Origin of the sequence: Leptospira ainlahdjerensis, from assembly GCF_016919175.1 — a bacterium.
GTDB lineage: Bacteria > Spirochaetota > Leptospiria > Leptospirales > Leptospiraceae > Leptospira > Leptospira ainlahdjerensis.
Window position 1 is genome coordinate 1 of sequence record NZ_JAFFPU010000014.1, and the last position, 22577, is coordinate 22577.

Annotated in this window: 21 protein-coding genes and 2 pseudogenes; 4 read left to right on the forward strand and 19 right to left on the reverse strand. The window is 43.3% G+C overall.

Annotated elements, in window-relative coordinates; translation table 11 throughout:
• Nucleotides 1–46 precede the first annotated feature (46 nt).
• From JWG45_RS03600 to JWG45_RS03655, 13 genes and pseudogenes are all read right to left on the reverse strand, one after another.
• Entirely contained in the window at nucleotides 47–199 is a 153-nt protein-coding gene (locus JWG45_RS03600; RefSeq protein ID WP_205278423.1) for a hypothetical protein, read from the reverse strand.
• A gap of 693 nt (nucleotides 200–892) precedes the next feature.
• Nucleotides 893–1960: an AI-2E family transporter gene (locus tag JWG45_RS03605; RefSeq protein ID WP_205278424.1), complete on the reverse strand. Its 1068-nt coding sequence runs from the start codon at nucleotides 1958–1960 to the stop codon at nucleotides 893–895.
• Nucleotides 1953–2480, reverse strand: coding sequence for a cyclic nucleotide-binding domain-containing protein (locus JWG45_RS03610; protein ID WP_118970876.1), 528 nt, complete (start codon nucleotides 2478–2480; stop codon nucleotides 1953–1955). Before JWG45_RS03610 ends, JWG45_RS03605 begins: the two co-directional genes overlap by 8 nt.
• Nucleotides 2481–2484: 4 nt before the next feature.
• Nucleotides 2485–3033, reverse strand: a complete 549-nt coding sequence (locus JWG45_RS03615; RefSeq protein ID WP_205278425.1) for a lipoprotein signal peptidase — start codon at nucleotides 3031–3033, stop codon at nucleotides 2485–2487.
• Nucleotides 3030–4751 (reverse strand): ABC1 kinase family protein, encoded by a 1722-nt coding sequence (locus JWG45_RS03620; RefSeq protein WP_205278440.1) that lies wholly within the window; start codon nucleotides 4749–4751, stop codon nucleotides 3030–3032. The genes JWG45_RS03615 and JWG45_RS03620 overlap by 4 nt, the downstream gene beginning before the upstream one ends.
• Before the next feature lie 11 nt (nucleotides 4752–4762).
• A pseudogene (locus tag JWG45_RS03625) lies at nucleotides 4763–5590 on the reverse strand (Gfo/Idh/MocA family protein); the annotation flags it as partial.
• Nucleotides 5591–5781: 191 nt separating this feature from the next.
• Nucleotides 5782–6019 (reverse strand): annotated as a pseudogene (locus JWG45_RS22590) (Gfo/Idh/MocA family protein); the annotation flags it as partial.
• A gap of 350 nt (nucleotides 6020–6369) precedes the next feature.
• Nucleotides 6370–6957: a WG repeat-containing protein gene (locus JWG45_RS03630; RefSeq protein WP_205278427.1), complete on the reverse strand. Its 588-nt coding sequence runs from the start codon at nucleotides 6955–6957 to the stop codon at nucleotides 6370–6372.
• Nucleotides 6958–7862: 905 nt separating this feature from the next.
• On the reverse strand, nucleotides 7863–8138 hold the full coding sequence (locus JWG45_RS03635; RefSeq protein WP_205278428.1) for a type II toxin-antitoxin system RelE family toxin: 276 nt from the start codon (nucleotides 8136–8138) through the stop codon (nucleotides 7863–7865).
• Nucleotides 8128–8370 carry a type II toxin-antitoxin system TacA family antitoxin gene (locus JWG45_RS03640; protein ID WP_002993698.1) on the reverse strand — a complete coding sequence of 81 codons (243 nt, stop codon included), beginning with the start codon at nucleotides 8368–8370 and terminating at the stop codon, nucleotides 8128–8130. Before JWG45_RS03640 ends, JWG45_RS03635 begins: the two co-directional genes overlap by 11 nt.
• Nucleotides 8371–8719: 349 nt before the next feature.
• A complete protein-coding gene (locus JWG45_RS03645) occupies nucleotides 8720–9007 on the reverse strand; it encodes a HigA family addiction module antitoxin (protein ID WP_205278429.1) in 288 nt (95 codons plus the stop codon).
• Nucleotides 9008–9018: 11 nt separating this feature from the next.
• On the reverse strand, nucleotides 9019–9297 hold the full coding sequence (locus JWG45_RS03650) for a type II toxin-antitoxin system RelE/ParE family toxin (RefSeq protein WP_205278430.1): 279 nt from the start codon (nucleotides 9295–9297) through the stop codon (nucleotides 9019–9021).
• 341 nt (nucleotides 9298–9638) lie between these two features.
• Nucleotides 9639–11123 (reverse strand): amidase, encoded by a 1485-nt coding sequence (locus tag JWG45_RS03655; RefSeq protein WP_205278431.1) that lies wholly within the window; start codon nucleotides 11121–11123, stop codon nucleotides 9639–9641.
• A 154-nt stretch (nucleotides 11124–11277) separates the two neighbouring features.
• Here JWG45_RS03655 and JWG45_RS03660 point away from each other — a divergent pair, with 154 nt between their 5' ends.
• The 4 genes from JWG45_RS03660 to JWG45_RS03675 all read left to right on the forward strand — a co-directional run bounded on the left by JWG45_RS03660 (nucleotide 11278) and on the right by JWG45_RS03675 (nucleotide 16547).
• Nucleotides 11278–12252: an ankyrin repeat domain-containing protein gene (locus JWG45_RS03660; protein ID WP_205278432.1), complete on the forward strand. Its 975-nt coding sequence runs from the start codon at nucleotides 11278–11280 to the stop codon at nucleotides 12250–12252.
• Between the two features lie 741 nt (nucleotides 12253–12993).
• Nucleotides 12994–14631, forward strand: coding sequence for an HsdM family class I SAM-dependent methyltransferase (locus JWG45_RS03665; protein ID WP_205278433.1), 1638 nt, complete (start codon nucleotides 12994–12996; stop codon nucleotides 14629–14631).
• Between the two features lie 117 nt (nucleotides 14632–14748).
• The gene (locus tag JWG45_RS03670) at nucleotides 14749–15702 is read left to right on the forward strand and encodes an alpha/beta fold hydrolase (RefSeq protein ID WP_205278434.1); all 954 of its coding nucleotides are present in this window, start codon (nucleotides 14749–14751) and stop codon (nucleotides 15700–15702) included.
• A gap of 188 nt (nucleotides 15703–15890) precedes the next feature.
• Nucleotides 15891–16547 carry a DUF2461 domain-containing protein gene (locus tag JWG45_RS03675; protein ID WP_205278435.1) on the forward strand — a complete coding sequence of 219 codons (657 nt, stop codon included), beginning with the start codon at nucleotides 15891–15893 and terminating at the stop codon, nucleotides 16545–16547.
• Between the two features lie 16 nt (nucleotides 16548–16563).
• Here the strand turns inward: JWG45_RS03675 and JWG45_RS03680 are convergent, their stop codons facing one another.
• From JWG45_RS03680 to JWG45_RS03705, 6 genes are all read right to left on the reverse strand, one after another.
• Nucleotides 16564–17487: a hypothetical protein gene (locus JWG45_RS03680; protein ID WP_205278436.1), complete on the reverse strand. Its 924-nt coding sequence runs from the start codon at nucleotides 17485–17487 to the stop codon at nucleotides 16564–16566.
• A gap of 518 nt (nucleotides 17488–18005) precedes the next feature.
• The gene (locus JWG45_RS03685; RefSeq protein ID WP_205278437.1) at nucleotides 18006–19961 is read right to left on the reverse strand and encodes a CASTOR/POLLUX-related putative ion channel; all 1956 of its coding nucleotides are present in this window, start codon (nucleotides 19959–19961) and stop codon (nucleotides 18006–18008) included.
• A 77-nt stretch (nucleotides 19962–20038) separates the two neighbouring features.
• Nucleotides 20039–20464: a DUF3995 domain-containing protein gene (locus JWG45_RS03690; protein ID WP_205278438.1), complete on the reverse strand. Its 426-nt coding sequence runs from the start codon at nucleotides 20462–20464 to the stop codon at nucleotides 20039–20041.
• A gap of 14 nt (nucleotides 20465–20478) precedes the next feature.
• Entirely contained in the window at nucleotides 20479–20937 is a 459-nt protein-coding gene (locus JWG45_RS03695; protein WP_205278439.1) for a MarR family winged helix-turn-helix transcriptional regulator, read from the reverse strand.
• Between the two features lie 30 nt (nucleotides 20938–20967).
• Nucleotides 20968–21432, reverse strand: a complete 465-nt coding sequence (locus JWG45_RS03700) for a MaoC family dehydratase (RefSeq protein ID WP_205276751.1) — start codon at nucleotides 21430–21432, stop codon at nucleotides 20968–20970.
• A gap of 12 nt (nucleotides 21433–21444) precedes the next feature.
• Nucleotides 21445–22122 carry a M26 family metallopeptidase gene (locus tag JWG45_RS03705; protein WP_205278441.1) on the reverse strand — a complete coding sequence of 226 codons (678 nt, stop codon included), beginning with the start codon at nucleotides 22120–22122 and terminating at the stop codon, nucleotides 21445–21447.
• Nucleotides 22123–22577: the final 455 nt, after the last annotated feature.

The window sequence follows — 22577 nt, forward strand, 5'->3', positions numbered from 1 at the left end:
ACCCGAAACTAGCATAACCTTTCCCACAAGTTTAGAGGACCTGCGACTATAATGGTCCTACCGGAAAGCGTTTTGTCGGAACTCCGACAAGTAAGTTTTTTCTTGCGAAAAGTTTGATTTTATGATAGAGGAACGTTTCCGGAATTCTTCCGCCACCCACCCCTCCACCCAAGATCAGGGCGGGGCGCGCGACTTTCACAGAGGACTGTCGTAGTTCCGACAGATTTTCTTCCGTCCAGACAACTTTTGGGTAGGAATGCACGTCCTTTGAAAAGGCTATTTTGAGAGAAGGTCGGCGTTTATTGAAAGAATTGAAACATTCTAAATTTATAATATTATTGTTTTGGTTCCTTTTTGCAGCAAGGATAGAAAATGAAACGACTCGATTCCACTCGATCTTTTTGTTTCGGCTTCTTGGAACGAGTCGTAGAGTGAATCGATTTCTCTCCAATTTACGGATATGAATCGGGGGATTTTCCGAGTCAGTATTTGGGTGTTAAAACTCATCGGACTTAGGATTTGTTCCAATCCCTGTATAAACCCGATGGAAGCGAGACCCTGAGTTTCTCAAAATGTAAGAACTCCAATCAAAATGGATGGAAGCATTCCTTTCTAAAGCTCAAGAACCCGCTCTAAGTAGGAAGGAATTTGTAGATACTCCATCATCTTATTAGGAATCTGCAGAGCTGTTTATACGGGGAATCCCGGATTTTTTTGTGACACGTTCTCAATAAACTTCTCTCTCAACGGAGTTGCGATTGGAAGACAAACTAAAATTCAATCTTTCCGGAGTTAAGGAAACGGAGTCGGATTTTTTAGAGAATCGAAACTTTTGTTTCGAATTCAAGTCTGTTAGACGAAATCGGAAAACTAATCTTTCCCGACCGGGTGATTAGAGCAGATTGTGATCTTTCATCGAACTGTAAAACGTCTGGATCGTGACTTTTAAGATTGCGGCCATCGGCACGGCGATCAACATTCCCACGAGACCAAGAGCGGCCCCACCCACGGTCACCGCGCCGACGACTACGATCGGATGTAAAGAAACGGAGCCTGAAATCACAACCGGTTGAATGATGAAATTGTCAATGATCTGTGCGATCAAGACCACAATCAGAATCGAGGTCATCAATTCCGTGGAAGAACTTCCTCCGATTACGAGCGAGAAAAAGAGCGGCGGAATCGCCCCCATGATCGGGCCCAAATAAGGCACCGAGTTTGCGACTCCTAAAAACAATCCGAAAATATAAAAGTAAGGCAGACCTATGATATAAAAGCCCGTGGTGGAGACGACGCAGATGATCGCGCTTTGGATCATCAGACTTTTGAGATAATTCGTCATCTGTTCGTTGATCTTATACGTGACCATCAATGCCATTTCAAAATAACGATTCGGAATTAGAGAAATCAGATTCTTATACATTCCATTTCCGTTTAGCAAAAATAAAAATGCGAAGAGGGGAGTGATGATCATATAACCGATCAAAGTCGGAAAATAGGAAACCAGGCTTTTTACCTGTTCGTGCATGAGTTCTGCAATCTTCTTAATGAGTTCGTCCGGTCTCAAGGTTTCGTTCCAACTCGCTGGGAATTCGTTGAACTGAAGATTTACGGTTACGGTCAGATACTTGAACTTCGCGTCGTCCAGATCTTGTTTCCAATTTTTAAGAATCGGATTTAAGCTGGATACGATCGGAGGAGCGACCGAATTGATAAAGATATAGATCGGAATGCTAATCGCAATCATAAGAATCGCGATTGAAAGAATTCTCGGAATCCCGATACTTTCCAGATTATTGATCGTTCCGTTGAAGGCGTAAAAAATCAAAAGCGCCATTACGATCGGAACCGCAAGGAGCTGAAGTCCCCACAAGGAGACTACGATCGTAAACGCGACGATCAGAAAAAAACTAATTCGAATAAAGTATTCGGAGAGTTCTCTTCTTTCCGGATTATGCATTCTTCTGTTTTCCTCGGAAGTATGCTTTTTCCAAAAGTCCGTTGGTTCTGTGAAGTCTTTCCACGATGACGGTCGAAAGGCTCATGAGAATTTCGATCCCGATCCTCGGTTTTGTTTCTATGATTTCTTTTAAGTCCGGTTGAAAAAAACCGAGCAATGTAGTATGTTCCATCGCGATCGCACTCGCGGTTCTTCTTTCCTCCGTAAAGAGCGAAAGTTCTCCGAAGAACGCGTGTTGGTCGAGATGCGCGAGATCGAGTTCGATTCCGTCTCGAACGGAACGGATCACGACGGAACCTTCGTAGACGAGATAAAAGCCGGCCCCAACTTCTCCTTGTCTAAAGACGGTTTCTCCTTCTTGGTATTCTCGGACGTGCACCATTCTCGCGATTTCAATGAGGGTTCTTTTTTTCATTCTTCCAAAGACGCTTGTCTCCCGAAGAAAATGTATGATCTCCTTATTGTTCGCTTCCTTTCGGCTGAATATTTTTCTCCAGATGGGCAGGTCCAAGGCTTTCAAAGAATTATTTCTCCTCTTCGAGTTTCATCGTTAGGATCAGAATCGTGAGTCCTACCGTGACACAAGAGTCCGCTACGTTAAACGCCGGCCATCTTGAGAAGAGCAAAAAGTCGGGCCAGTCGAAGTCTAAGAAGTCCACGACTCCGATGTATTCTCCCGGATTGGGATGAAACCCGATTCTAAAACCGGTTCCCGGAATTTTTACAAAGAATTTATCGAGAAAGTTTCCGAAGGCTCCTGCCATCACGAGGTTCCAACCCCAAGGATTTCCGAGATCGAAATTCTTCCATCTATAACCGATCAAAAAAACGATCGCGACTCCGGTCGCTACCAAGGAAGGAATCGCGTTGTCTTGGAAGGCTCCAAAAACAAAACCGGTGTTGAACGTAAGGGTCATTCTAAAAAAGTTTCCAAGAACTTCCACGTAACGATGCGGTTGATAGTAAAGAATCACGAGAAACTTCGTAAGAAGATCCAAGACGACGCCGATAAAGATGACGCCCAGATAGAGAGGACGATAGACGTCTAAAAATCGTTTTTCAAAATATTTCACAAGGGGTTTCCTTTCTTTTTAAGTTTATTCTTCCAGAATGAATAGATGAGTACGAGTCCGAAAAACGCGGAGGTTCCGAAAAATCCCCAGCTCTGCATCTCCAATCCTTTTTCGAGATAATAATTTCCGAAATGAATTCCCGCAATCAAGAATCCGGAATAGAGAATCTGATGTCCTAAAACATACATCTTTCGGGTGTGTCTTTCCACTTCCCGAAGCTGGATTCCCTGTTTTCCCCGATTGATATTCTGGAGTACTTTGTAAAATTCTCCGGGAATGGAGAGGGTGTTTCCTAAAAGATTCTTATCTTCGTTTAACAAAAGTGACTCCAGTCCGCCTTCTTTCCCGGTGGCGACCGTCCGGAACGGTTTTTCTCCGTAATCTAAAACGGTTCTATACGGATCCAGGATCGCCGTGATCCCTACCAATAAACCTAAGACCCTTTCCAGGAAAATGAAATTTTCAGGGATCTGAATCATTCTAAAAATTTCTTTTAGGCTGGAATTGATCTCTTTCAAAAAAAGTCGATCTTCTCTTGTATGAATCTGATCCAAGGAAAGATTCTTAAAATAATCCGTATCGGCGATAAATCTTCCGAGTTTCTCCAAGGAATAACGGACGACTACTTCGAGTTTATCCCGATCCGCGGTTTCGGAAAGAGCTCCGATATCTTCCAAGCCGGAGACAACTCCGTAGTAGTCTTTGCTGATCGCGGAGAGAAAGATTTTTTTGAGCGCGAAAACTCCGTTCGGATCCATTTCTCCCACGGCTCCGAAATCGATAAAACAGAGTTTTTCATCCGGTGTGTAGATGAGATTTCCGGGATGAGGATCCGCGTGATAAAAGCGATACTGAAAGATCATAAGAACGTAGGCTTTGACGAGGAGTTCCACGGGTCTGGACTTGGCTTGTCCTTTGAGGACTGGAGTCGCACGCGTGATCTTGACACCTTCGATAAACTCCGTAACCAATACGCTCTTTCCTGAAAATTGACGAATGACTTTCGGAAAGACGTAGTCCGGTTCTTCCGCAAAGAAGGTTCTCATTCGATCGTATGAATCCGCTTCGAGTTTGAGATCTGTTTCTCTCGTCACGAGATGACTGATTTCTTCGTGGACCTTTTTATATTCGAAACGGAAGAGATAACGATTGATCCGTTTGAGGAAGGAGCGGATGTTTTTGAGATCGTTTGCAATGAGAGATTCGATTCCGGGATAGAGAACTTTGACGGCGACCTTTTGTCCTCCGATCGAAGCTACGTGAACCTGTGCGGTCGAAGCGCTCGCCTCGGGAACGCTCTGGATATTCGGAAATACTTTTGTGATTTCTTTTCCGAATTCCAAACGAAAACGTTCTTCGATTTCGGAGAAGGGATGAGGAGGAACTCTGTCTTGTAAGTCTTGAAGAGATTCCGTAAAAGAATCCGGAAAGATATGAGAGAGGTTTCCGAGATACTGCCCGAGTTTGATATAAACCCCGCCCATGGATAAGAAAAAATTCCGGCTGTCTTCTCCGAGACTGCGAAAGTATTTTTCTTGGACGGCTTCGTTGCGATAGGAGGAAAAGAGGATTCTTCCCAATTTAAAAAACCAGAATATAGACCAGATCTTTTTCCAAACAAAGGTGCTCGCGTTCCAGAATCTCCAGGCGCTGCTATGCCTTTTATAGGATTGTGTTTCCTGAGGTTCGGCTGTTCCGGTTGTGGAAGAAACGAGCATGGACAAAAATTCTAAACCTCTAGGATTCTTTTTTCGGCTTTTTTCCGTATCGTATCCAAGATGGAAAGAATCCGAAGATTCTCCTCCATGTCTCCCGTGATCTCGGAAGTTTTTCCATTGAGATGGAGGAAAAGAGCTTCGTAGAGATTGAGAAACGGATTGGAGCCTGCGGAAGATTTTTCGGAAATTGAAACCGGAGTCAAACTATTAAATCCTTTGTATTTGCGGGAAGGTTTGGATTTCCAGAATCGGACCTCGTCGTTCCCCACGAGAAAACGCGCCGATTCCGTTTGGATGTCCAACTCGAACTGAAAGTATTTCCGCATTCCCCCCGCTTCTAAGAATACGGTTTCTCCTTTCGGATAAGTGAGGAGCGCGACCGCTTGTTCTTCTACGGGGGAATGGGGATAGGACCTGAGGACGGAATGAATCCGATCCGGAACCCCTAAATACCAAGTGAGAAGATCGACTGCGTGAGTTCCGTCATGAAAGAGGGGGCCGGTATGATCCAGGATCGCTCTTCCCGGATTTCTCGCGGAAGTCAGAACGGAAGCTCGGATCGTTCGGACCGGGCCGAAAGTTTCTTCTCGAATCCATTTGCGAACTCGTTTGTAGAGAGGGTGATAACGTCGTTCGTGATTGACCCGGAGATCCGTCCCTGTTTCTTTGCAGAGTTTTGCGAGTTTTCTTGCGAGAGGAAGAGAATGACAGACCGGCTTTTCTACGAGCAAATGTCGGAATCCAAACTGGATCGCGGTTCTTGCGAGTTCAAAGTGTGTGTCCGAAGGAGTCGCAATCACGACGAGGGAATTTTTGAGATCAATGTCTTTTTTTGGAAAGTGTGAGTTCCTACTTTTTGGTCCCGAATTGGGATGAAAAGAAAGGAGGGTCGGTTTTGTTTTGGACGAGGTTCCGACCTTACGGGTTGTTTGAGAGGAAGTCTTTCGGTTGGAAGCGGTCGAAGTAGGAACTCCCTCTTTTTCAAAAGTTTTGAACCGAGTAGAATCCGGTCCCCGGTTTTTCCAGGACGAAAACTCCCTCGACCATTCCCGAAAGTCGGAGAAACATTTGTTTTCTTGAATATTCCAATCTTTGCAAAATTGTCGACGTCGATCTTCCGACGGATCGATCGCTCCAATCAGGAAGAACTTTTTTTTCCCCCAAGGAGAAAAGATCGATCCGGCGTGTGTGCAGGGATGATTCCGAAGAGAATCTTTTTCGAGAAGAGAGGCGATTCTTCCGAGGCCGATGAGTAAGACAGGGATCATGGTGGGCAAAGCATTTCGGTGTTCCGACTTGGAATCAAGAGTTATTTTGCTTTCGAAAGTCGAGAGAAGAGGGAGTTCCTACTTTTTTCCGAAGGGGTCTTTGTCTCATCTCGCGGAAAAAGAAACGATCAGTGTTTCTTTTTATCCCAAACCGATTCGTTCGATGAAAGAAAAGTAGGAACTCCCCTGTTGTGTAACTTCGATTCTGATTTGAAAAACGATACTTCTTTCTAAAATTCCAACGACAATATCTCTCAGCCGATTTCACGCATTTTGGGGAAGTTCCGTATTTGAAGACGAACGATCAAGTCACCGGTGAAAACCCAGAATTCCCGATTCTCGAAAACGCATTATAAAATTGGAATATCTTTTGTTAATTTGCCCTTGGTCACCCGCGCGATTTTTTTGTCCAAATCGGTAGAAATGGAATCATATTCGATTGGAACTATGATATTTCCTTTTTTATCGATGAGTCCGTATTCTCCGCCTTCGATTTTAGAATGTTCGCCTAACTTTACAGATTTGCAGCCAAGACAGACGAGGGTAAGATCTTCTTCGAACGGGAAAGCAAAATCAAAAAGAGCGGGAATAATCTTGTTACATTGAGGATCAAAAAAACCGATTTTATGATTTTCTTTAAAACGAGCCAAACCTCCAAGAAAAGGATCGGGACCGTTATCGAACAAGAATGGATTCAATAAGACTCGATTCTTTTCGTCTATGCAAGACCATTCTCCATTTCCGAAAACGAAGGTTACGCCGTTCTCGTCAAAATCGTAACTGAAAGAATACTGCGGCTTGATTGCTACATTTCCCTTGGAATCCTTAAAACCGTATTTCCCGTTTTCCTCGAAGGAAGAAAAGGGTTCTTTTTTGCAATTCAAGAGGAAAGGAATGAGAATTGAGAACGTTACCGGAAGCCAGAAGAATCGGTTCATAAAATTACTTTCCTTGCAAACAGTTAGAGAATTCCAAAAACAATCTGATCTTTTGTATTCTTTTGGTGAATTCATTTTATACTCTGAAAGATAAAAATTTCAAGATTCAGGGGAATGGAAAATTCTTTTTTAAGCCCAGAACTTTTCACAGCGAAAGAGGCATCTCGACGTTTGTGTTTCCGGAGCGCCAATGCGGGGCAGGGATTGGAACTAGGTTTGCGCATCCCTATACGCGGCTCGCGAACCGAAGTGACAGAGCGAATGTGGCGAAGGTCAAGCGAGGGTTGCCTTAGCAATCCTGAAGCGCAGTGAGAAGCCGTAGTTAGGCGATGCGATCGCCCTTCCGAGTTCCGGTGCTACCGCTCACGCTCGTAGCAAGAATGATAGTTTGGACCGGAGAATTTCCTTATGAGCGGCGAATATGTAACGCGAAATACTAAACAATTATTGGATGTGAAGGATAACTCATAGATCCCAAAGAAAGGATTAAAGGTGAAGATTTGTGAGTCGAAAAGTGGACGGATCGTTGCGCTGCTAGCGAGTTGTTGCTTTCGTGCGAGAAGCTCGCGCGCGAAATTTGGCCCTATGACTTCGATATGCTGAGTAGAACAGGTAGGTGATAGCTGGATGAGACAGTCGCTCTGCGGCTGGAGCTCTATGGTATAGGCGCGGATGTCCTGGAGAACAATGGGCGCACTGTAGCGAAAGAAGACTTGTACAGCGATAAGTAGCACAAGAGTTCCTATGGCGCCACAAAGGGCGAAAATAATAAGTGTCTTTTTCGATATCATTTCTAAAGGGCGGGCTTTCGCCTAACGAATGTGGCAAAGCCCGGAGTGAGCGTTAGCGGGAACCGTGAGTCGCGAACGCAGTGAGAAGCAGTAGTTAGGCGATGCGATCGCACGCTAATTGTAACTATCTTTTCGTTGATCAATATCAACGAAGACAACTAATAGTTCATTATCTTTTATCAGATAAAATAATCTATATTTTCCAATTCGATATCGATAAAGGCCATCTAAATCACCTTTTAGTTTCTTTATATTAGGCCCAAAGAATGGATTCTGTTTTAAAATTGGATAAACGTAATCGGTCAGCTTCTTTTGAAGTTGAGAAAATTGACGATCTTTTAACTTGCTTTGAAATAATTCTGTCTCTGCTATTTTATATTCAACGGACAACTTTATATTTTCCCTGAGCCACTTCCTTAATACCTTTCTTTAAAGATGAAACAAGTTGCTTATTCGAAAGAATTTCGTCCATTTCTTCATCTGAAGCATAGAATTCGTTCGTTAAATATTGAATAGCTGCGTTTTCAACGAAATTAGAAATCGTCCTCCGCTCGCCTTCTGCAGCTTTTTTGAAAATATCATAAATTGGATCATCAATTCTTAAAGTAATCGTTTTTGACATATTTAAATACCTTCATTTTTATTCAAAATATATCATTATAATTCTTTTGTCAAACCGCTTTTGAAACTAAAGAGCGTTCTATAATCTATTTTCCTTTCAAAGTTTAACTTTTACTGTGAAATTTAGCGATCGTGTCGGCTAACGAAAGAGGCTTCTCGACGTTCGCGTTCCCGAAACGCTTGTGCGCGAAGGGATTGGAACGAGGTTTGAGTGAGCCTGAGTGGCGATCACAAGCCGAACGGCAAAGCGAATGTGGCAAAGCCCGGCGTGAGCGCGAGCGGGAACCGTGAGTCGCGAACGCAGTGAGAAGCCGAAGTTAGACGAAGGTTTGGCTTAAATATAAATTAGATTAAGCAGAGATAGGAAATTTAATTACATTCTTTGGTTTATCTTGTAATGCATTCCATAAATCTAACTTAATTTGCAAATTGAGCCAGCTCTCTGGCGTTGTATTCGTTGCTAACGCAATTCTAACCGCTGTTTCCGGTGTAATTGAGCTTTTCGCATTAACTATTTCGGAAAGTGTCTTTCTAGATATTCCTAAATCTTTAGCAGCTTCAGTAATAGTCAATCCTAATGGCTTGATTACATCTTCTAACAAAACTTCACCGGGATGTGTTGGTTTTCTTTTATTCATAACTTTTACTTTCAGTGATAATCTTCATAATCGACTAATATTGCGTTTTCCGATTCAAATTCAAATGTAACACGCCAATTTCCATTTACCCAAACTGACCATCTATCTTTTGCTTTGCCTTTAAGCGGATGCAATTTGAATGAAGGCAAGTCCATATCTTTAGCATTTATCGAAGCATCTAATCGGTCTAAAATTCGACCTAGTTTAGTCGAATGGTCAAGTTGAATTCCTTTTTTATTGCCAGTCTCAAAATACTGTTCTAAGCCCTTATGTTTGAATGAGATTATCAACAGATAAATTGTAACCCAATAGGTTACGTCGTCAAGTTATTTATTTGTTACAGTTTAAGCTTGCCAAACTTTCGCCTAACTCTTATTTGTGCGAAGTTTGGCTAAACGCACAAAAATTCTTTGTAAAAAAAACGACTACTCAACTCGATCTCGCACTTATGCGAAGTTCACCTAACGCGTAAAGGATCCTCGTAAAAAATCCGTATCGATTTTCATCTGGATCCTTCTAACAATCCTCGAAATCGGCAAGCCGCATCGGTAAAAGATCATTCATCCATTCGGGAATGAATTCTTACGATCTTTTTGTGGTCGAAGGTTTGTTTTCCCGATCGACCGTTGCTCTACTTATGTTTCGACCAAGGAACAGCCTTTTCCAGTTGTGCGCTCAGGCGAAAGAGAATATCCTCTCTTCTTTTGGCCGCTGTAAACTGAAGGCCTAAAGGAAGTTCATCACTCGTCCGGCCGATAGGAATCGAAACCGAAGGTTGTCCCGTTAGATTTGCGAGTTGTGTAAAAGGGGTTCGGGAAAGACTTTTTTCGACGAGTTCATCGACAAGACCGGAAGCGAGAAGCATTCTTCCCAAACCTAAACGACCAACGACTTGCATCAGGATCTTCTCTCCTAACTTCGGCTCGAGTTCTCCTATTTTTGCAGGCGGCATTGCGGTGGTCGGAGTCAAATATACGTCGTAGGTCTCATGAAAGGTTTCCATACCAAGCGCCGCCTTATCCCATTCTTGCAAAGTTCTTACAAATTCTCCGGAGGAAACGGTTCTTCCTAAAAGCCCGAGAATCCAAGTTACGGATTCGACGTCTCCCATTCTCGCCTTTCTTCCTAAAATCGGTTCTAAGTTTTTCAACTGCGCGGCCATTTCTCCAAAATACATCGTGATAAAAGCCCTTCCGATCGCCTTTCCATCCACGGGTGCGTCTTTTTCTTCTACCTTGTGTCCAAGAGAATGTAGAAGTTTCGCGGTCTGAACTACGGATTCCACACAGTCCGGATGAACTGGAGTTCCGATCGGAGATTGGGTGGAGAATGCGATCCTCAGTTTACCCGGAGGCTTTTTGATCTCGGAAAGATAAGTAGTCTTCGATTCTTCAAAACTAAACGCTCCGGAGTTTTCAATGCCGCATAACGCGTCTAAGAACGCGGCGCTATCCCTCACGGTTCTCGACAAAACGTGATCCACCGACGCCCCTTGCCAAAATCTTCCGAAGTAAGGGCCGACCGGAGTTCTTCCCCGAGTGGGTTTGAGCCCGAATAACCCGCAATAGGCGGCGGGAATTCGAATCGATCCGCCTCCGTCCGAAGCGGTAGCGACCGGAACCATTCCTGCTGCTACCGCCGCTCCTGAACCTCCGGAAGAACCTCCCGGAGTTCTTTCCAAATTCCAAGGATTTCTCGTAGGACCGTGTAACTTCGGTTCGGTGATTCCCATAAGAGCAAATTCGGGAACGTTTGTCTGTCCTAAGAAAAGAGTTCCCGAATTTCTCAGTCTTTTTACGAATTCGGAATCTACGGGGGAAATATAATTTCGCAACGCTCTTGAGCCCGAGGTAAGAGGGGCACCTCCGATCGAGTGGACGATGTCTTTTACGAGGATCGGAACCCCTCGAAACGGACCGTCAGGAAGTTTAGACTTTGCGTCTTTTCGCGCCTCCTCATAAAAACGATGAATGACTGCGTTGAGTCCGGGATTGGTAGATTCGATTCTTTCAATCGCCGATTCGACGAGTTCGGAAGGATGAACTTCTTTTTTACGAACCAAATTGGCGAGACCGGTAGCGTCATAGTAGGTATATTCTTTAAAAGATTTTGACATGATCAACTCCGAAGACAAGAGGAACTCCGGAAAGAATCGCGGGTCAAGATAAAAAGGGTTTTTTAGGATTCCGAGAAAAAAAGGGTTCTAAAAATGTGGATATACAACCGTTGGAAATCCGATCTAATAAATAGAAACGGTCTTTTAAAAAACAATGATTTCTACATTTCGCAAACTTCCCTCTCTCCTTCTGATATTTCCTTTTTTACTTTCTGCGGACCCGGTTTTGGATAACGAGTTCTTGAGATCGGTGCAGGAAGGAGATCCAAAAAAAATCCAGATTCTTCTTCAAGCCGGAGCCTCAGTGGACGCGAGGGATTCTCGAGGAAAAACGGCGCTTATGATCGCGGATCACAGGCCTGAAGTTGTGGAAGTTTTGATTCGCGCGGGAGCCGACGTGAACGCCCAGGATCGGGACGGGAGTTCGGTCCTTTCCGAAAGTCTTTCCGGACTTTTAGACGTCAAGGTTTTAGATATCGACGACCTTGCGGTTCCAAAACGTCTGATAGAATCCGGAGCTAAAATAGAATATTCGTCTAAGATCGATTCTTCGGGAAAAACGGCACCCGTTTCCGCTCTTAACGCTGCGATCCGCCACGGAAACTTGGTCCTGGTCCAGTTCTTGATCGAAAATCAAGCGGACGTGAACTTTGACAAGGGAACTCCGGAAGAATTTCCTCTTTTTCTTGCATGCGGAGCCGGGTCCGCTCCACAAAATTTCTCCATCGTAGAATTTCTTTTAAAACACAACGCAAAGCCGGACTATACGAGCCGTCTCCACGAGGTTCATTCGGAAGGAAAGACGATTCAATTGGGAGCGGATAACGCGCTTCATTTTCTCTCCGAAGAATCCGAGACCGATTTTAGAATCGTCGATCTTCTCATAAAGTCGGGAACGAACGTAAATCATAGAAACGCGGAAGGAATTTCCCCGCTTTTACAGTCGATTCTCAAAAAGAGAGTGGGCTTGGCTCAGAAACTTCTCGAGCTCGGCGCCGATCCGAGTCTTGCGGACATACACGGAAGGACGTCCTTGGAAGAAGTCCGAAAACAAAAATTAGAGGCGCTCGAAACACTGATTTTAAAACGACTGGGAGTCAAAGAGAATCCGGATCGAATCTCCCAGTAACTGAATTTATCTTTTCCGATCTCGGTTTCGATCTGAGAATTTACTCGTCCGTTTTTTTTCGTCCTTTTTCATAAAAAATCCTTTCGGGTTTTCATCTTTTGATCTTATCGAGGCTAAAAAATTTTTTGTAGCGGATCTGAGTTCGCTTAACAATTCAAGCAAACGTTATCTCACATTGTTCTATGAAATAACCGCGTTTCACAATATCTGCATCTTTCCTCTAAGAAAAAACGAAATCGATCAAGTTTTGAAACTCCTCTGAAAAGAGGATAAACAATCCTCCCGGAAACGTAAAAGTATAGAAGTTTGAAACGGTGATACAAAGGATCCCTAAAGGACGAATTTTTGAAGAAAGAAACGGGAATATTTGATTCTAAAAAAACTTGATTGATGTTTTTTCAGGATCCGTCCGCATAAAAATACATAAATTCAAATCGATAATCTCCGATGAATTCTCGGGAACCAAGTCGAAACTGGTATAAAAAACCATTTCGCTTAATGTTTTTGTATACACATCGCTTTGGGATAGATCCGATTCGTATATTGCCCGTTTTATAATAAGACTTATAGTATACTCCTTTCGCCTAATGACCGTAATGCTATTCGATTAAATTACTGGTTGTTAGCATCTCCGGATCTGAAATTTTTGTCTTTAACAGACGTTAGCCTTCCAGCTCTGCGTTTGTATGAAGAAAATTGCATTCGTTCGATTGGCGAAAGATTTGGAATTGCACGGTATAAATGTCTCAAGAGGCAAATCGAAAAAGAAAAAATAAATTTCTAGGACAGTTTTTTACTCCCGAAAAAGTAGCGGATTTCCTGGTTGATTGGGTTCTCGGCGCGGAAAGGATTTCCTCGTCGGAAAATTCAAATCGTATACTGGATCCTGCGATCGGAAACGGAGTTTTTTTTTCGAGCCTCCTTGATAAACGCCCCGATCTCAAAGCTGAATGGTTCGGCTTCGATCTCGATATTCAATGTTTAGAATCCAGCAAGTCCTCCTTAGAAGACAAGGTTACTCGTTTTGGATCCCTTCATTTTTTTGATCAGGATTTTCTTCTGCAAACTCCCGACCAAAAATTCGACGTTATCCTTTGTAATCCGCCTTATAAGAAGATCAGCGATAGGGTTTATTCCAAAGAATTGAATAAACGATTTGCAGGAGATTTGGAAACGAGGCTTCCGGGAACGGCGAACCTTTACGTATTCTTTCTATTAAAATGTTTGAATATGATTAGCGTCGGCGGAAGAGCTGCGTTTTTAGTCCCTCAGGATTTTTTTAACTCCGGTTACGGAGTTTTTATCAAAACCGCGCTCAGGAAATCGGGGCATCTCCATTCTCTTTTTCTTTTATCTCCTCAGGACAGTCTTTTTGACGAGGCGGTAACGAGTTCTTGTATTCTTCTCTTAGAAAATTCAGGGAAAGAAAAAAAATCGGGATTCAAATGGGCAAGGTTAAAACCGGGTTTTTTCACCGGTAAATCCAAACTTGTTTCCGGCGCCGTCGAATCGATAGAAACCGAATGGATTCCATTCCCCGATCCGGAAGCTAAGTGGAGCCCGATCTTCTATCGTATGGAAAAGAAAACCCATCTTCTTGAGAGAAAAAACGATTCTTTTGAGAATTTTTCGGATCTCCGGATTCCTCTTTTGGAATTCGGAAAGTTCACGAGAGGAATCGCGACCGGTGACAACGATTTTTTTCTTTTTACGAAGACAATGGTGGAACAATCTGAAATTCCGGAAAAATTCTTCAGAACTTGCATCCCAAAATCACAATATGCAAGAAATAGAATATTCTTATATTCTGATTGGGAAGAGTTGAGCAGAAAAGGCGCAAAGGTCTGGCTTTTGGACGTAAGGAGCGAGTTCGATCCGAACGAGTCGTCTGCGCTGAGTCGTTATTTGGAAAGCGGCCTTACTAAGGGCGTCAACCGAAGGTTTCTACCCTCAAGAAGAAAAAATTGGTATAGTCAGGAAGCAAAGGCTTCTTGCCCCATTCTCGCGTCGAGTTTTCATAGGAATGAAATTAGAATCGTAAGAAATTTTAGCAACGTCGTCCATTTGACATGCTTTCACGGATTCACTCCGACATCCGGAATGGAAGAGTGGGTGGATGCAGTCTATGCGTATCTGATTTCTTCGGATTCGAAAAAGGACTTGGAAACAAGAAGAAGAGAATACGCAAGAGGTCTCTGGAAAGCGGAACCCGGAGATCTCAATTCGCTCCGAGTTCCCGACTTTAGAAAATTGGATCAAGCCCTCCAAAACGAATTGAAAACTTTGGTCTCTGATCTCAAAACTACGCGCGCTTCCGTCGACAAAGAGATAAAAATCATAGAGAGAATCGATTCTATCTTTAGCAACGAATCGATTTAACTTCTCCTTTTCCTTCGACTCAACGTTTCGAAACCTCTTTCGCATTCGAAAAAACTCTTTACGAAATCGATACATTTCATTTGGCTTTCACAGACGTAACTAACGTATGAGAATTTTATGATACTGAATGTCTCTTTTTTACAATGTAGAATTTCGATTCTATTCATCGTAGTCGTTTTGAGCTCCTGTAAATTTTTGGGAGTCGGTTCGATTCCTTTGGAAGAATTAAAATCGAAATACTCGAATTCAGAGTCCGAGTTTATTACGATCGATCACGTAAATCTCCATTACCGCGACGAAGGTAAGGGTCCGGTGATCATTCTTTTGCACGGAGTCTGTTCTTCTTTGCATACCTGGGACGACTGGACGGCGATTTTAAAGGATCGATATCGTGTGATCCGTTTGGATCTTCCCGGTCACGGTTTGACGGAGATCGGCGAGGAAGATTCCGTTTTAAAAACGGAAGGTATGATTCTTCTTTTGGAAGAATTTAGGAAACGATTAAAAATCGAAAAATTTTATCTCGTCGGAAATTCTTTGGGAGGTTTTGTCTCTTGGAGATATGCGCTCGAATATCCGAGTAGAGTGGAAAAGTTGGTCCTCATCGATTCGGTCGGTTATCCGCAGCCGTTGCCTGAGTTAGTCGCCGTTGGGAGTCATCCTTTGATACAACCTTTGATGAAAGTTTCCACACCTCGTTTTGTTGTAAGCAGAGGTGTCAGTCAAGCATACGGGGATCCGACCAGACTCAAGGACGAGGTTGAGGAACGATACGTGGAACTTTCTATGAAAAAAGGAAACAGATCCGCGATCGTCAAAATTTTTAAAGAACAAAGGGAAAGTTTTCAAAACGAGGAAATGGGAAAAAGGATCCCGGAAATTCGGACTCCGGCATTGGTGATGTGGGGAACCGAAGATCACTGGCTGAGTTACGAATATTTTCCAAATTGGAAACGGGATCTCCCGAACGCGAAGTTCGTCGTTTATGAAGGTGCGGGTCACATCCCTATGGAAGAAATACCAGAACGGTCCGCAAAAGATTTGGATTTGTTTCTTTCAAAGAAGGAATGATTCTTTTTTGAATCGAGAAATCGGAGAGGTTCTCCATCGGAACCTCTTATAAAAGTTTTGTCGAGGGGATTTGTCTTTGTCTAAGACGAATCTCCAAGACTCGGAGAAAGAAAACCAACGAAAGATGAGAATGAATTTTGGCTTGATCGATCTTAGATCGATGTTGAACCTTATACGGAAGGTCTTTCATGTTACAACCGAACACTCTTGACTTCCTAAAAAAATTAGCGAAGAATAACAACAAGCCTTGGCTGGAAAAAAATAAACCCCTATTTATCGAAGCCAAAAACGATTTTGAAAATTTGATCACGGAGTTGCTGATCGGTCTTGCAAAGGTCAATCCGGACCTCGCCGGAGTGGACCCGAAAAAATGCATCTTTCGGATCTATCGCGACGTTCGATTTTCCAAAAACAAGGAGCCTTATAAAACCAATTTCGGCGCGAGTATCGGCGCCGGCGGCAAGGATTTAGGAAGGCCACTTTTTTACGTCCATATCGAACCGGGTGATCGATCCTTTATAGCGGGAGGATTATATATGCCCGATCCGAAAATCTTGAGAAGAGTTCGCGAGACTATTTTAGAAAATTCGAATGTTTTAAAAAAGATCGTTCGAGACAAGAAGATCGAAAAAGAATTCGGCGGTCTTTCGGATATGAGATTAAAAACAGCACCGAGGGGATTTTCTAAAGACCATCCCGATCTGGACTGGATTCAATATACGAGTTACATTGTTGAAAAACCGCAGAAAGACTCCGAGATACTTTCCAAAAATTTCATCAAAAGCACGATCGATTCGTATCGGATTCTTCAACCTTTTTTGAATTATTTTGAAAAGGCCTTATAGGGCGTTCTTAAAAACTTTACTGACCGGTTCCGTAAATTTTATTCCAATCACCTTTGGTTTGTTCCAATGTACAATCCGATTTTAAGAGTAGAACACGGCCGACTTCGTAATTGAGTCTTTGATAACCGCAGCCGATCTGCGAGGAATTGTATTTTTCGATCGCGATAAAATGTCCCGTTGTTCGAATTGCGCTTAGGCAACGATTGAGAGAATGCCGTGTATAGGATTTGGATTCTTCGATTCCTAAAGCCGCCGTAAAATAATCCGGAGAAGCCAAGGATGCGAGAAGGTCTTGGGCCGAGCTCAATCCGGAAGACGTGTTCGTGATGTTTGATAAGCTTACCGAAATTTTATAATCCTGACCCGCGAGTCCCTGACAATGGACAAAAACGGACTCGATCGGACTGGGTCCGACAGTTTGAAATTCCGCTCCTCCCGGTTGGAGAATGGAATTGGGGCCGGTCGGAAAGGCGGAAAAATTTCCGCTTTCATCCACTCCGTAGCTGATTCTACAAAACGCGGAACCGGATACGAATTCGAATTTTGCGGTAGTGCTAAACAAGCCGGAAAACCGGAAAACGTCGACGTCGGTGCCCGCGGAAATCATTCCTGAAATCTGAAAGTTAGGATTGGTATCGGAAAGTGGGTTGAGAGTTTGGGCCGAAGCGAATTGATCGTTTCCTTCTATTTCGGTCACGGTCGAGTTTATGGAAGCGGAACCGCAGCTCGAAGTCGAATCGGTTCGAGGTCTTCCTAACATCTCGTAGAAGGAAATATTAAGAATTTCTTGTTTAATCTCCACGATCGCCTCCTTCCCTTTCACCTGATCCGTACCAGCGTTTTCGCAAGAGAAAACAAACCAGCAGGAAAGAAGAACAAGAAGAATTTTATATACGTCGTAGATCGAAGTTCTGAGGTGTTTTGAAAACGGGATCATCATTCATTTCGCTTTAAAAATTATATTCTAAACATAGATTGAAACAGACAACGGATAAGTATTTTTCAGATTTAAGTCGGTTTTTTACTTTTTGCAGTAAGAATTTCAAACACGATTCTTTAAATACATTTTCGATTTTTGTCTATAGAATTTCCGACGACTGCGTAACCTACGCCCATTTTGAAGAATGCATAAAAAATCTACGAGATTCCAAAGGGGAATTTTGCGGAAGTTTCGCAGAAGAAAAGAATGGTTCGGGCTGACGAGATCATAATTTTTGATGGAGTGATATTTCAAGGAACCTTCTTAAGCCCGCATCCAAAAAAGCGATAGATAGACTGTAAGGGTTGACCCTTCCAACGAGGTTTGACGTCGTCGGGGAATTTTTTTCTAAAGTTCAAATTGTTTACCGATACGGCAAGAATGGATCGAAGTTTAGAATTAAGGAATGTGTTCCCGTCACATTCCGGTTTTGTTTTTAAAAGCAAAACGGAGTCCTTCGACTCCGAATTGAAAACCGATTAGGTCTGATCTTCCGCCAATACGATCAAGGAATCTTCGGGGCGGATGGAGAATTGGGTGTTTTTGGGAGGAATGAGATGTACTCCGTATCCTTTTTCCTCGTCTTTTTCTTCGGATGCGATTCTAATTCCGAAACAGGTTTCTCCGCGTTTGAGCGCCGCGTTTGCACAATCCGCAAAGGAAACAACTTGGGATACATTTTCGAAATACAAAGAAACTGGTTTGAGATAGATTTCGCTTCCCTCGGGGCTGAAAAGATTCTCATAAACGCGCATAACGTCCGGTTCTTGAGAAACCTGTGCCATCATCTTCGAAACGAATTGGTTGGAAATCAGGAAATCTTTCACTCCAGTTTCCAATACGATCTCCGTGTTTTCGGAGTTCATAATCTCAGTTATCAGCTGAGTTCTCGGTTGGTTTCCGGTTTTAAAGGTATATCGTTTAAAATACTGACGGAAACGAAGAAGCAAGGAGATCGTCTGGGCGTCCACTTCCTCTATGTTTTCTTTTTCTTCGGCTAAGAATATTACGGAATCGTAAGATTCAGGCGCGAGTCTTTTCATCACGGATTCTTGGGAAAGGTCTGCCTGAAAGGAGCGTAACGTGATTTTCGGATATTTTTTCTTCAGTCGAACGACTGAACTTTTGAAGTCGTCGTCGATCTGTTTTACCAAAAGGTCGATCGTAGACCCGGGGGCGACGAACTTTGCGTATTCTTCCACTATGAGAGGACTTTTCGAATTCCATCCTACGATCAATTGTTTGTCGATCGGGTTTGAACGTTTCCTTTTCGGAATCTGAAAGTCTCTCGGATTTGCCACCACATTGTCCGAGTATCGAATTTTAGAATCGTCTTCCGCCAAAAGTACGGCGTCTTCCTCGTCTCCTGGAACATAACTCGAAGGAGGATTTAAGACGATGTCTCCGTCGGCTTTTCGAAATCCCAAAGGGACTGATTCGTTAAACCGAAATGAAATTTCCTGAAACGGAAGTCCGTTCCATCCGTTTTTGGGTTTGTAAAAATAGATCTCGTCGCCTTCGAAACCGACTAAGTTGGAATAGACGACCGCGAGGCCCGAAGTTCTGGAAGTTTGTACGAGAAGTTTTGCGAGAATATTTCTTTCGTCCATCACTTGGATCGAGGAGGAGAGTTCCTGCGCGATCTGACGATTCTCCTCCCCGTAAAGTTCCGCGACGATCGGAGGAAGTTCGTTGCCTTGTCCAAGCGCGACCAATGCCATCAAAGATTTTAACACCTTTGCGTCTCCGATCGATCTTCCTTCCTTGGATTCTTCGTCGCCGGATGCGTTCAGAACCAAAACCGACTTCGCTTCTTTTGCGTTTACTTTTCTGAGAGAATGTAAACTCGAGGGAGTTCCCGAACGAGTGATTACTTTTGTAGTCTTACGATCGGAGAGGTTTTCTGCGAGGAAATCGTCCATCACTTCCTTGTCTTCTTCGGCGAGGATGACGACGACCGCTCTGGACTCGGATGAATTCGCTTCGATGAGTTCCTTGATGATTTCAACAACCCTGACTCCGAATCCAAGAATGATCGTATGATCGGATTCTAATACGTCGCTTTTTCCCTTTCTCAAATCCTGAATCTTCTGATCGAATTGGTTGGTAATAAAAGCCACCAAACTCGAAAAGAGAACAAGTCCGAGAAAAACCGTAAGAATCCCGGAAATTTTGTTGAACCAGTTCGATTCTCCGTCTTCCGCTACCGCACCTGCGTCGGAGATCTGTAAAAATACTCTCCACAAAAATTCCCCCTTTCCTTGGATCGATTCGTCCGGAAATATCCAACCGCCTAACACGCGTACAATGGAGAGGGATAAGAATGCGATTAAGAATAAGGTGATCAGAGCCGCGAAAACCGCACCTCCTCCCTTGGACATAAAATTGTCGAAATGATAACGAAGTTTATCGGAGAATTTATGTTTTGATTTCATGCCGGTGAATGGAAATTCATGCCGCCATTTTATCAAATGGAAAATAATTTCTTTTCGGAAAAATCGAAAATTCTTTCTTAGATCGCCGAAAAAAAGAGAAGGGCGGAAAGCAGAAGGCATAGAGGAGAATAATACTTTGTGTCGTTTTTAGCAAACGTGGTTCCCCTAACGCTTTTAAAAAAACCGACCAGTCGAAATTCTCCAATCGCGCGCAAAAGAAATACGAGAGAAAGAAAAAGGGTTCCGTAGTGAAGCAGCGGTTTTGGGATTCCGATCGGATTCTCAAATGTAAGTCCGATCGGCAGAGATGCCGCACCTAAGAGTAGGATTCCGACGATAAGGGTCGCAAATTTTCCGGGAAGAAACGCTGGTTTTCCGTTTATTTCCGGAATGACTTGGTTGCCACCGGTCCGACCTCCCGCCAGCCAATAAAAATGAATCCCGGATAAAAACAAAAGGATCAGACCGGCGATCCAGGATAGAATTGGTTGGAGAGAGATCATTGGTGGCTCCGCTTCTATTGTAAAAAAAATCCGGCGCTTACGGACTCCGGATTTTGATTTTGATAGAGTTTTACGAGAAGACGAGCTAAATCCTTTTTTTCGTCCTCCGTAAATCCTTTGTAAAGATTGTTGACTAAGGAACGGGAAATGCCGAGCAGCACTGGACGGACGGAATAAGCCTTCTTCGTCAGTTCCAGATGAACGATCCTTTGATCGTCCGGATCTCTGGTTCTTTCCACAAATCCTAACGTTTCCAATTTGTCGACAAGAGCGGTTAACGTGGATTTATCCCGATTGATCATCTTGGCTATCTCTTGCATCTGCGCTCGTTTTTTCTTTACGAGGGCGAATAGGATATCCGCGTGGGTCGTTGTAAGTGCGCCTAAACCTTTTTCTTTCAGTTCCAGGTTCAGGTGTCTGTGAAATTCGTCTCGAATTCTCGAGATCATATAGATGATCAGTCTAGGACTCATATTTTACCTAATTTTAGAATTTTTTTTCCATCAGGCAAATTGATATAGATAGATTACCTCTCCGACCGCGGCCGCTTTTGTGGATCCTTCGGTTTCGAAAGTCATCTTAAGAGTCATTCTCGCTGTACCTCTTAGGTCTTTGAGCTCGATCAACTCCGCTCTGATTCTCAACTTGCTTCCTACTTTTACGGGCTCTAAAAACCGAAGTTTTTCCATTCCGTAATTGATCCCCATCTTAATATTCTTTAATTCTAATATTTGAGATAAGAGGTAGGGTGCCATGGAAAGTGTAAGATATCCGTGTGCAATCGTCCCGCCGAACGGAGATTCCTTAGCCGCTCTTTCGGGATCCGTATGTATCCACTGATGATCCAGGGTCGCATCTGCAAACCGATTGACTTGTTCCTGGGTGATCGTGTGGTATTCGGAAGTCCCGATTTCTTTTCCGGTGTAGGCTTCTAATTCTGCAAAACTGGATAATACTACTTTAGCCATGTTGTTCTCCTTTTACTCCGTTTTTTGTTTTAATCTATTTGTAAGTTGTTCGAAAATTTCAGATTCCAAGTTGGAAAGGTCAAAGCCGTCTTGAAGACCCAATGCCTTTCCCGAATACATCGCCTTCCAGACAATCTCTCCGTTTTCGACGTCCATCGCTTTCACCGTAACTTCCAAAATCGCGTTTCCGGATGCGGTTCCATAATCCGTAAAATCCGTAAAAACGGCGATGTCGCCTTTGAGAAGTTTTGCGATCTTAATTCCCTTTTCCTCGTTAAAGGCAGAATCGTTTTCCATCGTGGATCGAAACTGTCTTTCCGTGTTATATCTTTCCTGTACCTTTCCGCCGTAATTCAAAATCGTAAGTTCCAACTTTTCAAAACTTCTGGATTCTACGAATTTTCTCTGATCTGCATTCTGATCTTTTAAGAGCCAACCCGAACGAATCTGAATCGGAAATACGATGTGTTTTGTTTTTCGTTCCAGAGTAAACCCTCGTCGAACAAACACCGTTCCGAAGATGGAATTTTTGGAAGTGGCACAATCGGTAAAAAGAAGAAAGAATAGGATTAGGGCGAAAGGAAAACGATAGAAAGAAAGAAAAATGTTCTCTTTCCGGGAAAAGGGATCTGCGTTGCGTGCGGCGGACAATTCGTTTTCCTTTGTCGGACCTTTCCTAGGAGAAGTCAGTGCTTTGATTTGTCCATCTGTTTTTTGTCAAACTAATTCGGCCTTTCCTTTCGAAAGAAAAATTCCTTAAGAGAAAGTTCCATTGATTAATGTAGTAGAACTCACGTCTTTTCAGGTTATAAATTCTCCATTCCTACATTGCCTTTTTTAAGAATGCTTTCTCTTTTTCCCTTTTGAAAGATTAGAATCTGCTGAAATGTTACATGGGAGGTTTTGGTTCTTCTTTTCTTTGGTTTTTTGATTCTCTGTTTCATTTAGAAATTCTGGATTTGGAAGGCGTTTCCGGAAACAAGCCGAGATCGCGTTCTGGGACCTCGGTTTTATTTTGCTTTTTCCAACTTCGTTGGAAGCCACTCACTTCGCTTCCGCTGTTCGTTGGCTATTTCGCTCTCTACGGATCGCTGTTTTTCCAACTTCGTTGGAAGCCACTCACTTCGCTTCCGCTGTTCGTTGGC

Coding starts and splice junctions, on each gene's coding strand:
- JWG45_RS03605 (WP_205278424.1), bottom strand. CDS start 1,960: ATGCATAATCCGGAAAGAAGAGAACTCTCCGAATACTTTATTCGAATT.
- JWG45_RS03620 (WP_205278440.1), bottom strand. CDS start 4,751: ATGCTCGTTTCTTCCACAACCGGAACAGCCGAACCTCAGGAAACACAA.
- JWG45_RS03630 (WP_205278427.1), bottom strand. CDS start 6,957: ATGAACCGATTCTTCTGGCTTCCGGTAACGTTCTCAATTCTCATTCCT.
- JWG45_RS03640 (WP_002993698.1), bottom strand. CDS start 8,370: ATGTCAAAAACGATTACTTTAAGAATTGATGATCCAATTTATGATATT.
- JWG45_RS03645 (WP_205278429.1), bottom strand. CDS start 9,007: ATGAATAAAAGAAAACCAACACATCCCGGTGAAGTTTTGTTAGAAGAT.
- JWG45_RS03655 (WP_205278431.1), bottom strand. CDS start 11,123: ATGTCAAAATCTTTTAAAGAATATACCTACTATGACGCTACCGGTCTC.
- JWG45_RS03660 (WP_205278432.1), top strand. CDS start 11,278: ATGATTTCTACATTTCGCAAACTTCCCTCTCTCCTTCTGATATTTCCT.
- JWG45_RS03665 (WP_205278433.1), top strand. CDS start 12,994: ATGTCTCAAGAGGCAAATCGAAAAAGAAAAAATAAATTTCTAGGACAG.
- JWG45_RS03670 (WP_205278434.1), top strand. CDS start 14,749: ATGATACTGAATGTCTCTTTTTTACAATGTAGAATTTCGATTCTATTC.
- JWG45_RS03675 (WP_205278435.1), top strand. CDS start 15,891: ATGTTACAACCGAACACTCTTGACTTCCTAAAAAAATTAGCGAAGAAT.
- JWG45_RS03680 (WP_205278436.1), bottom strand. CDS start 17,487: ATGATGATCCCGTTTTCAAAACACCTCAGAACTTCGATCTACGACGTA.
- JWG45_RS03685 (WP_205278437.1), bottom strand. CDS start 19,961: ATGAAATCAAAACATAAATTCTCCGATAAACTTCGTTATCATTTCGAC.
- JWG45_RS03690 (WP_205278438.1), bottom strand. CDS start 20,464: ATGATCTCTCTCCAACCAATTCTATCCTGGATCGCCGGTCTGATCCTT.
- JWG45_RS03695 (WP_205278439.1), bottom strand. CDS start 20,937: ATGAGTCCTAGACTGATCATCTATATGATCTCGAGAATTCGAGACGAA.
- JWG45_RS03700 (WP_205276751.1), bottom strand. CDS start 21,432: ATGGCTAAAGTAGTATTATCCAGTTTTGCAGAATTAGAAGCCTACACC.